13 protein-coding genes are annotated in these 11,683 nt (G+C 38.6%); 4 read left to right on the top strand and 9 right to left on the bottom strand.

The genetic code is table 11. From position 1 onward, the window contains the following. Positions 1-44: 44 nt before the first annotated feature. The 3 genes from WD048_13670 (at position 45) to WD048_13660 (ending at position 1,288) form a co-directional block, all read left to right on the top strand. Positions 45-659, top strand: a complete 615-nt coding sequence (locus WD048_13670) for a YdcF family protein (protein ID MEX0813262.1) — start codon at positions 45-47, stop codon at positions 657-659. Between the two features lie 96 nt (positions 660-755). Next, positions 756-1,040, top strand: coding sequence for a hypothetical protein (locus WD048_13665; protein ID MEX0813261.1), 285 nt, complete (start codon positions 756-758; stop codon positions 1,038-1,040). Continuing rightward, positions 1,004-1,288, top strand: a complete 285-nt coding sequence (locus tag WD048_13660; GenBank protein MEX0813260.1) for an SDR family oxidoreductase — start codon at positions 1,004-1,006, stop codon at positions 1,286-1,288. Before WD048_13665 ends, WD048_13660 begins: the two co-directional genes overlap by 37 nt. Positions 1,289-1,333: 45 nt before the next feature. Here the strand turns inward: WD048_13660 and WD048_13655 are convergent, their stop codons facing one another. The 8 genes from WD048_13655 to WD048_13620 all read right to left on the bottom strand — a co-directional run bounded on the left by WD048_13655 (position 1,334) and on the right by WD048_13620 (position 10,064). Then, a complete protein-coding gene (locus WD048_13655; GenBank protein MEX0813259.1) occupies positions 1,334-2,239 on the bottom strand; it encodes a YihY/virulence factor BrkB family protein in 906 nt (301 codons plus the stop codon). A gap of 86 nt (positions 2,240-2,325) precedes the next feature. Next, positions 2,326-2,904, bottom strand: coding sequence for a DNA-3-methyladenine glycosylase I (locus WD048_13650; GenBank protein ID MEX0813258.1), 579 nt, complete (start codon positions 2,902-2,904; stop codon positions 2,326-2,328). A gap of 11 nt (positions 2,905-2,915) precedes the next feature. Beyond that, complete coding sequence (rny, locus tag WD048_13645) at positions 2,916-4,478, bottom strand: ribonuclease Y (GenBank protein MEX0813257.1); 1,563 nt, start codon at positions 4,476-4,478, stop codon at positions 2,916-2,918. A 70-nt stretch (positions 4,479-4,548) separates the two neighbouring features. Continuing rightward, positions 4,549-4,839 (bottom strand): cell division protein ZapA, encoded by a 291-nt coding sequence (locus WD048_13640; protein MEX0813256.1) that lies wholly within the window; start codon positions 4,837-4,839, stop codon positions 4,549-4,551. A 5-nt stretch (positions 4,840-4,844) separates the two neighbouring features. Next, positions 4,845-5,147, bottom strand: coding sequence for a hypothetical protein (locus tag WD048_13635; protein MEX0813255.1), 303 nt, complete (start codon positions 5,145-5,147; stop codon positions 4,845-4,847). A 3-nt stretch (positions 5,148-5,150) separates the two neighbouring features. Continuing rightward, positions 5,151-7,592 carry a phenylalanine--tRNA ligase subunit beta gene (pheT, locus tag WD048_13630; GenBank protein MEX0813254.1) on the bottom strand — a complete coding sequence of 814 codons (2,442 nt, stop codon included), beginning with the start codon at positions 7,590-7,592 and terminating at the stop codon, positions 5,151-5,153. A gap of 12 nt (positions 7,593-7,604) precedes the next feature. Next, a complete protein-coding gene (locus WD048_13625; protein MEX0813253.1) occupies positions 7,605-8,459 on the bottom strand; it encodes an Omp28-related outer membrane protein in 855 nt (284 codons plus the stop codon). A 9-nt stretch (positions 8,460-8,468) separates the two neighbouring features. After that, positions 8,469-10,064: a DUF6029 family protein gene (locus tag WD048_13620; GenBank protein MEX0813252.1), complete on the bottom strand. Its 1,596-nt coding sequence runs from the start codon at positions 10,062-10,064 to the stop codon at positions 8,469-8,471. Between the two features lie 134 nt (positions 10,065-10,198). Between WD048_13620 and WD048_13615 the strand changes: the two genes are divergently transcribed. Continuing rightward, positions 10,199-10,711, top strand: a complete 513-nt coding sequence (locus tag WD048_13615; GenBank protein MEX0813251.1) for a TlpA disulfide reductase family protein — start codon at positions 10,199-10,201, stop codon at positions 10,709-10,711. A 38-nt stretch (positions 10,712-10,749) separates the two neighbouring features. Here WD048_13615 and WD048_13610 read toward each other — a convergent pair whose 3' ends face one another. Beyond that, entirely contained in the window at positions 10,750-11,472 is a 723-nt protein-coding gene (locus tag WD048_13610; protein MEX0813250.1) for a T9SS type A sorting domain-containing protein, read from the bottom strand. Positions 11,473-11,683 lie beyond the last annotated feature (211 nt).

Here is an 11,683-nt window from a genome sequence, read left to right as displayed (position 1 = left end):
AATTTTTTCTGCATTTTTGGTACTCGCAGAAAAATTTTTAACACATGAAAAAGAAAGGACTTATAGCAATTCTGTTTATAAGCCTGTTGCCTCTATCTGCTTACCTTTTCAAATTTCAAATTCTTTATGCTACCGGCAATTACCTGATTGCCGAAGATCCCTTAGAAAAATCCGATGCTATTTTTGTGTTGTCCGGAGGGCCATTCGAACGCGGTATGGCAGCAATGGATATTTATTTTCAGGGCTACTCCGATACTATTATTTGCATGGGCTCAGTGGTACCGCAAGACCTTCGTGCACTGGGATTTAATTACAAAGAATCTGAGCTGATCAAACATTTTTTGATCCACAGCATGCAAATACCCGAACAGCATGTTAAAATATTGCCTGAAGGGAGCAGCACTTTTGAAGAATCAGCAGCCATTTTGGATTACTGCCAAAAGCAGGGATTTAAAACAGTGATCATTGTAAGCAGTGCTTTTCATACGCGCAGAATTCAGCAAACTTTTAAAGAAAAATTCAAAGACCGGGGTATAAAAACTATAGTGCGGGGACATATACGCAGACACGATCCTCCCTATTGGTGGCAAAATGAACAGGACATGATCAATGTCAACAATGAGTACATAAAGCTACTGTATTATTGGTGGAGATATTGATTCAATACTCTATCTTTAGAAAGATACAGGAGGTGTATCAAATATCATAAAAACAAGAATATTACCACATTTTTTTTGAATTAAATAGCTTAATCAATGGACAAGAACAACCTATCACTTAAAGCAATATTAGCTGTTATTGGAGCTGGTATTTGGGTCATAGTACTACAAAATGCAGGCATATTGCCCGGCAATCAAAAAGTAAATGTAGTGAACACTGTTGACACCTATGTTCATGGCGGACAAATAGACTCTATTGTTACCGGCAATGTAAATGTAGATCTTAAATGGATCAATGGCTGGCATGCAGCAAATTACAAAGCTTATACGATTAATGGTCAAGAATTCCATTCTCTGGGCGTAAAGCAAGGCAGCAATTAAACCCGGAATATGCCAAACAGGGCATAAGTGTAAATTCCGTTTGTCCCGGAATTATCAAAACACCAATGATTGACCGGTTTACCGGAAAAGTCAAAGAAGTAGAAAAGCAGTTTGAAGATATGGAACCTGTTGGTAGAATGGGCGAGCCTGAAGAAGTGGCAGAAGCTATTATCTGGCTTTGTTCTGACGCCTCATCATTTGTAACCGGACATGCCTTAACTGTAGATGGTGGCTGGGTAGCACAATAAATTGCCCCAGCTATAACTCAACATGCACTTCAAATTCATAAGCTTTCATTCAGTAGTACTGGTATTTCCTTCAGTTTCTTTTACTACCACTGCATGTTTTTTAGGGATTACTTTATGGCCTCTTTCCAATGCGTGAGTATATGTGAATTCCGCTCCAAATAGCACAATCAAAGAGGAGTAATACACCCAGACCAACAATAATACCAGGGAGCCAGCTGCACCATAAGTTGTGCTAATAGGGCTATTGGCTAAATAAAATCCTATAAGAAACTTACCTATAGTGAATAATAAGGTAGTAACAAATGCTCCGGCCCATACATCTTTCCATTTGATTACCGCATCGGGCAAAACTTTAAAAATTATAGCAAACATCACGGTTATCACACCAAATGAAAATAAGAGATTAATACCTGTAATAACGAAAAAAGCAGCCCCCGAAAGCAGGTCTGTAATAAAAGAGTTAAGGATTGCAATTACAGTATCCAGGACTAATGTAACCAGGAGCAAAAACCCAAAACTTACGGCCATAGCTAAAGACAATAGTCTGTTAATGAAAAAAGAAATTACTTCTTTATTTGGCTTTGCTTTGATTCTCCATATTTTATTAAGCCCATCTTGTAAAGAGACAAAAACAGTAGTGGCACTAAATATTAAAACACCTAACCCAAAAGCTTTGGTCCAAAAATCATCGCCCATAGTACCGGCATTGCTTAATATTTTATCCACTGCAACCGCACTTTGAGGTCCTGTTATGGTCTGGATCTGTTCCATTAAGTTTTGCCGCACAAGTTCATCTTCATAGGTTACACTTGCTACATATACTGCAATTACCAAAATAGCGGGAAGCGAAAAAATAGTATAGAAGCCTATAGAAGATGCATATTCCATAGGTTCATCACTCGGAAATTTCTTAATGGCTTTGTAGAAAATTTTTAAGTAGTAACTTATCATTATGGCTAAATGTAGAATCCAATAATATAAACAAGCTGAATTTAGTTTGTTTTAAACACACTAAAGTTTTTTATTTAAATAATGCGTTAACCTGATTGATTGGTACTGCGTTTCCAGCAATAAAGCATATGATCATCCACCAAACCTGCCGCCTGCATAAAAGCATAACAAATAGTGCTGCCTACAAAACGAAAGCCTTTTTGTTTTAGGGCTTTGCTCATTTTGTCGGAAAGAGTTGTTTTAGCCGGTAGCTCATTCAAACTGTTGAAATGATTGACAATTGGCTTCCCCGCTGTAAATGACCAAATGAATTCAGAAAAACCCTCGCCATTTTCCTGCATTTTCAAATATGCTTGCGCATTGCTGATGGTTGCAGCTATTTTTAACCTGTTGCGAATAATACCGGGGTTATTGAGTAATTCTGCTTTTTTTGCATCATCGTAACGGGCAATTTTTTCTATATCCCATTGCTCGAAAGCCTGGCGGTAGCTTTCTCTTTTTTTCAATACAGTATGCCAACTTAGCCCCGCTTGTGCACCTTCAAGAATTAGGAGTTCAAAAAGCTTTTTGTTGTCGTACTGGGGAATGCCCCATTCTTTATCGTGGTAATCGCGATAAAGTTGGTCTTTCAGGCACCATTCGCAGCGGGGTTTTTCTTCAGGCATATTTCAGCATTCTATTTCGCATAGCCCACTGCTCGTTTCTCACGAATCACAGTGATCTTGATTTGGCCAGGGTAAACCATTTCGTCTTGGATTTTTTGTGCTATCTCATAGGCCAGCAAATCTGCACTTTTATCATCCATTAAATCGCTAGAAAGAATCACGCGAAGTTCTCTTCCCGCCTGTATGGCATATGCATTCTGTACGCCATCATAGCTTTTCGCCAGGTTCTCCAGGTCTTTGATTCTTTGGATATAGCTTTCCATGATTTCTCTTCGCGCTCCAGGACGTGCACCAGAAATAGCATCACAAGCTTGGATAATAGGCGATAGCAATCCGGTCATTTCTACTTCATCGTGGTGTGCTCCCACAGCATTGCAAACTTCAGGGTGTTCACCATATTTCTCACACCATTTCATTCCCAGCAGGGCATGTGACAATTCAGATTCTTCTGTTGGCACCTTACCTATATCGTGCAGCATTCCGGCTCTTTTTGCCTTCTTAGCATCAAGCCCGAGTTCTGCCGCCATAGTCGCACAAAGGTTAGCGACTTCGCGAGAGTGTTGCAAGAGGTTTTGTCCGTAAGAAGAACGAAAACGCATTCTTCCTATTTGCTTAACCAGCTCAGGATGCAGGCCGTTAATACCCATTTCAATAACTGTTCGCTCTCCTATTTCAAGGATTTGTTCGTCTAATAATTTTTTGGTTTTGCCTACCACTTCTTCAATACGTGCCGGGTGAATTCTTCCGTCTGCCACCAGTTTCTGAAGCGAGAGCCGGGCTACTTCTCTATTGATAGGGTTATATCCCGAAATAATTATGGCCTCGGGTGTATCATCCACTATAATTTCAACTCCGGTAACTGATTCCAGTGCACGGATATTTCTACCTTCACGACCGATTATCTGTCCTTTCTGATCGTCTGATTTGAGATTGAACACCGAAACGCAATTTTCAATGGTTTGCTCTGCAGCTGTTCTTTGAATGGTTTGCAGCACAATGCGTTTGGCTTCTTTTTTAGCTTTTAGCTTAGCTTCATCCACTATGTCTTTTTCTACACTGATGGATTTAGAGCGCGCCTCTTCTTTGATGACTTCCATCATTTTTTCGCGAGCTTCATCTGCCGAAAGTTTTGAAAGTTGTTCCAGTCTTTTGATGGTTTCACCCTGTGATTTTTCAAGCTCCTCTCTTTTAATATTGACCAATTCCAATTGCTGGCTAAGGCTTTCTTTAATTTTGTCTGAAGCAGCTTTATCGCGCTTTAGCTCTTCGCGCAGATTCCGCACCTGATCTTCTTTTTGCTTGAGATTGCGCTCGCGGTCTTCTAATTTCCTAGATTTCTCCTGGCGGTATTTGTCATATTCCTCTTTTTTCTGAAAGAATTTTTCTTTGGCTTCAAGTTGCTTGTCTTTGAGAATATTTTCTGCATCTTTTTTGGCTTCTTCTGTAATTCTTTGTGCGTTGATTTTAGCTTGCTCTTCTTCTATCCTGGCTTTACTTTGCGAAAGTGCTTTGCCAATAAAAAAACCTGCTGCAAGCGCAACAAGTCCCACGACTATTGTAATTATCCACGTCATAATTTTCTCTATTTTTTAATACAGTAATAAAAAATCGTATTGCCCAATAGGCTTAAGGGAAGGAACAGCCTTACAAGCTGTTTATTAAAGACTCAATATCATCTATTGTTTCCGCTACTTCAGTACCCAGACTATCCTTGTTTTTAGCATTGGAAGCTTTTTCCACGCCCATCATCAAGGCACACATGGCCAGGTAATCTTGTTTGTCTTTTGCCGCGTAGCGATTTTGAAATTGTTTTACTTTTTCATTGATCTCTTTCGCTACTTTCCTGACCATTTCCTCCTCCTCGGGTTTTATTTTCAAGGGATAGGGGCGGTCTGCAATTAACAGATTTATATTGATTAAGTCTTTATTTTCCATCTACCTTAATTGTTCAATAAGGCAACACATTTATCAATCTCTTTAATATATTCGTTCAACTTATTTTTAAGCATATTGTTTGCCGAATTATCTTTTTCTTCTCCTCTTACTTGCCCTGCAAGCTTCACAACTTTCAATTTCTCCTCCATTTCAGCAATGAATTCCAACTTGTTTTTCAATTCGGCCTTTAAATTAAGGTTTTCTTTTTCAAGCGCATGGATACGAAGCTCTTTTTCTTTGTATTTTTCTGCAAAATCAGAAATTTTGCCACGCAATGCCTTTAGACGTATTTCGGAATCCTGATTCATAAATTAAGTTCTTAACTGTGCTGAAAGTTCAGTCTCATAACGCTTTATCAGTTTGGTCATCGTTTTATCAATGGCTTTATCTGTAAGTGTTTTATCCTTATCCTGGAAAACAAAGCTCACTGCATATGATTTCTTGCCGCTTCCCAGTTTTTTATCTGCATAAATGTCAAATAAATTTACTGCTTTTAAAAGTTGTTTACCTTCTTCTCTGGCAATTTTTTCAATATCTGCAAAATGTACTTCCTTATCAAGCAGCAAAGCCAAATCTCTGCGCACTGAGGGATACCTTGGCAATTCTTTAAAGCGAATTTTAGTTTCTCCAAGCTTTTCACAAAGCAAAGTCCAGTTGATATCGGCAACTGTCACCTCTGTATCAATATCAAATAGCTGTTCTGCCAATTCATTGTCAACAACAGCCAGTTGCGCAATTGATTTGCCCTCAATAAGATAATCCAGTCCACTATTGTAATAAGGATTGTTTTCCAATGGCTTCACTTTAAATTCCTGGGGAAGATAACTCAGAATATATGCTACAATCGGTTTTAAAAAATACAAATCAGTTTTTAATTCATCCTGCATCCAGCTTTCATCATAAATATTACCGGTGGTCGCTAATATTAAATGTGCCTCTTCAGCAAAAGCCAGCTTTTCTTTTTGCAAATAAGTATGCCCAAATTCAAAAAACTTAAGCCGACTGTTTTTTCTGTTCAGATTAAATGCCATACGTTCCAAAACAGGAAATAGCATATTGCTCCTCAAAGTGTCCAGTTCACTGTTGGAAGGTTTCAGCAGTTTCACCAGTTGTTTGCGCTCAGGGCTTTTGGCTTTCTCATAATAAGCCGATTGGGTAATGGAATTGTTCACCATTTCAGAGAATCCTTTTCCCGCCAAAAATTCACTTGTTTTTCTTCTGAAACTTTCAATATCGGGCTTTTCAGAAAAAGATAGATTCATCTGCATTTTTTCAGAAACGGGAATATTGTTGAGCCCGTAGATACGGATAATTTCTTCTACTACATCTGCCGGTCTTTTCACATCTGCCCGGTAAGTGGGGACACTCAGGTTCAGTGTATCTTTTTTTTCAAGTACAATTTCAATGTCAAGTTTGTCCAATATGGTATGAATGTGTTTTCTGTCAATACTTATGCCACAAAGTTTGTCCAGATAAGAGAATTTCAGATCAACACTTGCTCGTTTAATTTTCTTGGGATAATAATCACAGGCAGTACCATTTACCTGTGCCCCTGTTGTTTCAGTAATTAGTTGCACAGCACGTCCCAAAGCTTTTATGGTGATTTCTGGATCTGTTGATTTTTCGTATTTCTGAGCTGCATCGGTACGCAATAAATGACGATTGGCAGTCTTTCTTATTCCAATGGCTTCGAAATGGGCACTTTCGAGAAATATAGCAGTTGTTTCAGCTTTTACACCTGAATTTATTCCGCCAAAAACACCTGCCATACACATAGGCTCTTTGGCATTGCAAATCATCAGATCATCCTCGTGCAGTTTGCGCTCTGCTTCATCCAATGTGATGAATTTACTGCCCTTTTTTAATTTTTGTACCACAATTTTTGAGCCTTTAATTGCTTTTAAATCAAAAGCGTGGAGTGGTTGGCCAAATTCGTGCAAAACCAGATTGGTAATATCTACAATGTTATTGATTGGGCGTACACCCAAAGCCAGTAATCTTTCGCGCAACCAAAATGGAGAAGGCTCCACTTTAATGTTTTCAATTACCACACCACTGTATCGGGGACATGCTTTTGGGTCTTTTACCGCTACCTGAACCGGGCAGTTTTTGTTGTCTAATTCCAGTTCCAGGAAACTTGCCGGCCATTTGAGCTCATATTCTTTTTCTTCCTGAAAAGTAAGTGCAGCGGCAATATCACGGGCTACACCAATATGGCCAATGGCATCTGAGCGATTAGGTGTAAGTCCTATTTCAAGAATAGTGTCTTTTTGGATACCGAGGTATTTGGAAAAAGGCTGCCCTACCTTTGCACTTTTATCTAAAACCATTATTCCATCGTGATTAATCCCCAGGCCAATTTCATCTTCTGCACAGATCATCCCGAAGGATTCCATTCCTCTGATTTTGGATTTTTTAATTTTAAAGGGTTCGCCTTTTTCGGGATAAAGCGTACTGTTAACAGGGGCTAAAACAACCTTTTGTCCTTCTGCAATATTAGGTGCACCGCAAACTACTTGCAGTAATTTGCCTGAGCCATCATTCACCTCTGCAATTTTCAGGCGATCTGCATCAGGGTGTGATTTAAGACTTTTTACTTCTGCAACAAGTAACCCTTCCATGCCATTTCCGGGGCCATTGTATTCTTCTATTCCCTCAACTTCAAGGCCGGTATCTGTCAATACCTCTGCCAGTGCTTCAGGTTCAAGCTCAAAATCTACTAATTCCTTTAAACAGTTGTATGATACTTTCATTTACTTTTTTAATTATAGCTTTAAGACAGCCGACTGATAAACTGTTAGATTACCGTCAGACTGATGAACAAATGCAACGACTTCAAAATTTTGAGGATTCCAGCTTTCTTCAAAAGTGATCAGTTCAAATTCTTTCTCTATAACCCTTCCGGCCTCAAATACAGTAAGTTCAAGACTTGACCCTGCAAATGGCGTTAAAGTTCTTCTGAGCACATGGTTGTGAATATACGCTTCATCTTCTCCATCGGGTGTAAGCTGTGTAACTTCGATATCGTTTTCCAGCAAAAATACAGAAATAGAGAGGGCTTCTTGAATTTCCTCTAAAAATTCAAGCCGCACTTTTACCAATACCTGCTCAGTTTCTGTTGCCGTATTTTCCAGATGCACATTTATTATGTTGTTTTTTGCAATTTCATCACTACATATTTGCGCCCATTCATTGATGAAAAAAAGCTGCTCTCCATTAACTTCTACTCTATTTACAGCACCGGTAGGTTTTGCAATTGTGGGACCCAGTCTTTGATCTAATGATTGTGCCTCTGGGCTTCGTAAATCCTGATCTCCGGCATAGGGATTTGCCAAAAAATTACTGTGCATGGCCACTGGAATTGCTTTTCCCGGATAAGCTGCTCGCAAATCATCAACCATATCATGCCCTTTGGGACAATTAATACATTTTACACCCGTAAAGTCTTCTATAAGCACTCTTTTTTCTTGCGCAGCGGGTATTGTAGTGAGCAAATAGCTTGTATCTACCAATTCAACAGAAACTTCGGGATCTGTCAAACGAATTTCAGGCCCGATTTCTTCGCAGGAAAAGAAAACTCCGATAAGCAAAAAGAAAATCCCTGATTTTTTAAAGTACATTTCCTCGTTTTAGAAAGTGGTATTAATGCTAAACTGCACACCGTTAAAAGCTGGCTCGTATCTGCATACGCCTCCTGTGCAAACAATTCCTTCTACCTGTCGCACATAAGCTAAATTAAAAACATTAGCCTTGTAAGTAAAACCTGCAAAGGCAGAATAATAGTGAATGGCTTTATCTACACGTCCTTCATTGGGTGCATAATTGTACATATCTGAAACAGAAAGTGAAAACCAGGGTGCCAGATTGTATTCAATCAAGCCGTAAATCCATTTGCCGTAATCCTCATCAGTAAAGGTTTGTTGCAATTCTATACGCAGCGAATGTTTGCGGTTGATCCTGTAAACCAGTTCTGAGAAATAAGTATGTGCCATTACTGCACGCGAATCCGGTGTATAAGCCTCTCCTTCATAAAATTTCTGATCGTAGCGCAGGATTTGATAGCCCAGGTCAAGCTTTATTTTCCTTGAGATTCTAAAATTAAAATCGGCATAAACTTCCCTAAAATAAGGATTGGCATCTGCTATAAATTGTTTGTTGAGCCCCCCAATTTCAGAATAGTTTAATGTCACAATCAGTTTTTTGAAAGGTTTGAAAGTAATATCCAGGCTGGTACCCATTTCACTAATTTCCTGTGGAGCAGCATTATAGCGCGCTGCCAAACGAACTGAATTCTGACGACTGATGGGTGGCATAAAACTTACCATTCCTTCAAGTAATCGTTCATTCGGGCTGGTTCTAAACTGAAAGTCTTCTGTTCTTCTAAATTGCAGCGAAGCACCAAAACCTTTCAGGGAATAATTCAATGATGACATAAACACATGTCCCATTCTGTTTTTCAACTGATCATCCAAATCGCGAATAGCTTCAGAAGTTTTTCCAGCATATTCCACATACCATGCAAAATTTCCGACATTCAGTGTATTGTAAATATTATAGGCAAAAGCATTGTACTTGGGCACGAAGCGTTCTTCCTCAGGATACAATTCAATCTCAGAGACTATCACATTCATAGTTTCCTGATCGATAGTTCGGTTCACAAGTGAGGCACCGGGAATAAGTTGGACTTTCTTTTTAATAAAAAAGTCCGATTCAAAATTTACACCTTTTATTACAGGCCTGTGCAAATCCAATCTGTTTTTTTGCACTCCGGCAAATGCTTTGATTCTCAAGTATTCTACTGGATTATATTTCACATGCACACCAAGTATTGCATTGTCTATTCCAAGTGCTCGATCTTCGTATGCGCGAAAAACAATGCCACTTCCAAACTGATCGTAAAAATAGCCCCCTGTAATCTCCATGTTTGCTGCCGGAATGCGCTTTCTGATATAAAAAGTACCAATGCCCTGTGCAGAATATGCCGAAGTTCTGTTGTGCAAGTTTGAGTTCAAATACAGATCCAGCCGTAGTCCTGCATCCAGGTTAAAATCATTGTTATTGTAATTTAAATTGAGCCAGCTGTCTGTTGAGGACTTCAGGTTTTCATATTGTGGTATGCCTGTTTGAATAATATCCCTATCATAGATGTAGAAGTAATTGTTCATTTGCAAGCCGCCAAAAAAACTGCCCTGCCCAAATAGATCAGGTAGGGAGAGAAGAATCATAATTGTTAAAAAGACTGAATGTCTCATTAAATTCTTAAGTTAGCAGAGGAATGCCCGGAAATATAAATCGCAAAGTTGTGATTTTATATCAATAAAATCAGCAGTTTGAGCTGTAAATCAAAAAACAGAAATTTATGAAGCCGATTTTCATACTAATTTATTTTCTTTTTATTTTTGGCATTTCAGTGAAAGCCCAGGTAAAAGAAGCTTTTACTGAAAAGGAGTTGCCCAGCATTGAACTCAAAACCCTGACAGGTGAAAGTGTCAATATCAGAGATTATGTCGGCAAAGGAAAAGTCACTGTAGTCAATTTTTGGGCAACCTGGTGTGGCCCGTGCAAGCAAGAACTGAACAGTATTGCGGAGATTTACGATTACTGGCAGGAAGATTACGATATGGAGCTTGTTGCTGTTTCAATTGATGATTCACGAAATACGGGCAAAGTAAAATCAATGGTAAATGGCAGTGGATGGGAATACATCATTCTATTGGATACCAACAGGGATTTGCAAAGAGCCTTAAATTTTCAAATGCCCCCTTATACCGTTTTGACCGATCAAAAAGGTAAGATTGTATCCGTACATTCCGGCTATAAACCCGGTGATGAGTTTATTCTGGAAGATAAAATCAAGGCTTTAATGAAATAACGATTGGTCGGAATTCACCAAAAAATAAAAAAAGCTGATTACTTCACTTTAGAAATAGAGTGTGTAGCTATAATATTCATTTGATCGTCAAAAACACGCACAAGGTAAATGCCTTTCTGCAAATCGTTGATGTCAATGCGCTGTTCTGTAGCAGAAGAACCGGAGTTAAAAGATTCACTCAGCATTTTCCTTCCGAGAATATTATAGACTTCAACATTTACATCTTTATTATAGGGCAAATCTCTCAGGTAAATAAAGTCCCTTGCCGGATTGGGGTAAACTTTGATTTTCGGATTGTCTGAAATCTTATCTTCAGTGGAAGTTTCTATATTATAGCCTTCCGCTTTGGCAGTAAAAACCAATGTATCACTATTTGAAGGATTGTCTTCATTCCATACACGAAGGTGAACAACCCCTTCACCTTCAGTACTATCCGGGATGAAATATACATCTATATTATTTTTCTTCTCACCTGAAATTACTGCAGGTATGGGGGATACCCCTACTGTTTTACCATGGCAAATTTTATTATCGCAAATTCGTGTGCCGCCCCACTCTGAAGGGATATCTTCTACGATTCTTTCCCACCTTATACGAACAGTATCAAAATCAGAGGGAGTTTCCAGATTATTCTTGACAATTATAAATTCATTATCAGCATACCCGCTTTTAAATACAGAATCCTCATCAACAACAAATGTTTGCGCCCATACCGAGAAGCCGAGCAAAACGAGAATAAGAAAGATAAATTGCCTTTTCATAAGAAAAAATTCGCTAATCGAATATACGCAAAAGAAAATCAAGGAGCAATTTTGATGTTAGGTTTTTAAAAAAGTTTAACTTTAAGACCATAATAATTGATGACTTTAAAATTTGAGATGAAACGAACATGACAAAAAAAAATTGACACACATGAATACGCTCAATTTTTTTTGTTTTGTGAGTTCCATGTGACCATAAAAGATAAACACA

This window comes from Chitinophagales bacterium (assembly GCA_040877935.1).
In the GTDB taxonomy this organism is placed as follows: domain Bacteria; phylum Bacteroidota; class Bacteroidia; order Chitinophagales; family CAIOSU01; genus JBBDNB01.
The sequence above is the reverse complement of the archived record's forward strand: the minus strand, read 5'-3'. Positions and strand labels throughout refer to the sequence as shown.

What these genes read in the sequence shown, in the direction of transcription:
- WD048_13670 (MEX0813262.1), top strand. Translation starts at nt 45, where the DNA reads ATGAAAAAGAAAGGACTTATAGCAATTCTGTTTATAAGCCTGTTGCCT.
- WD048_13625 (MEX0813253.1), bottom strand. Translation starts at nt 8,459, where the DNA reads ATGTACTTTAAAAAATCAGGGATTTTCTTTTTGCTTATCGGAGTTTTC.
- WD048_13615 (MEX0813251.1), top strand. Translation starts at nt 10,199, where the DNA reads ATGAAGCCGATTTTCATACTAATTTATTTTCTTTTTATTTTTGGCATT.
- pheT (MEX0813254.1), bottom strand. Translation starts at nt 7,592, where the DNA reads ATGAAAGTATCATACAACTGTTTAAAGGAATTAGTAGATTTTGAGCTT.
- WD048_13665 (MEX0813261.1), top strand. Translation starts at nt 756, where the DNA reads ATGGACAAGAACAACCTATCACTTAAAGCAATATTAGCTGTTATTGGA.
- rny (MEX0813257.1), bottom strand. Translation starts at nt 4,478, where the DNA reads ATGACGTGGATAATTACAATAGTCGTGGGACTTGTTGCGCTTGCAGCA.
- WD048_13610 (MEX0813250.1), bottom strand. Translation starts at nt 11,472, where the DNA reads ATGAAAAGGCAATTTATCTTTCTTATTCTCGTTTTGCTCGGCTTCTCG.
- WD048_13650 (MEX0813258.1), bottom strand. Translation starts at nt 2,904, where the DNA reads ATGCCTGAAGAAAAACCCCGCTGCGAATGGTGCCTGAAAGACCAACTT.
- WD048_13655 (MEX0813259.1), bottom strand. Translation starts at nt 2,239, where the DNA reads ATGATAAGTTACTACTTAAAAATTTTCTACAAAGCCATTAAGAAATTT.
- WD048_13640 (MEX0813256.1), bottom strand. Translation starts at nt 4,839, where the DNA reads ATGGAAAATAAAGACTTAATCAATATAAATCTGTTAATTGCAGACCGC.
- WD048_13620 (MEX0813252.1), bottom strand. Translation starts at nt 10,064, where the DNA reads ATGATTCTTCTCTCCCTACCTGATCTATTTGGGCAGGGCAGTTTTTTT.
- WD048_13635 (MEX0813255.1), bottom strand. Translation starts at nt 5,147, where the DNA reads ATGAATCAGGATTCCGAAATACGTCTAAAGGCATTGCGTGGCAAAATT.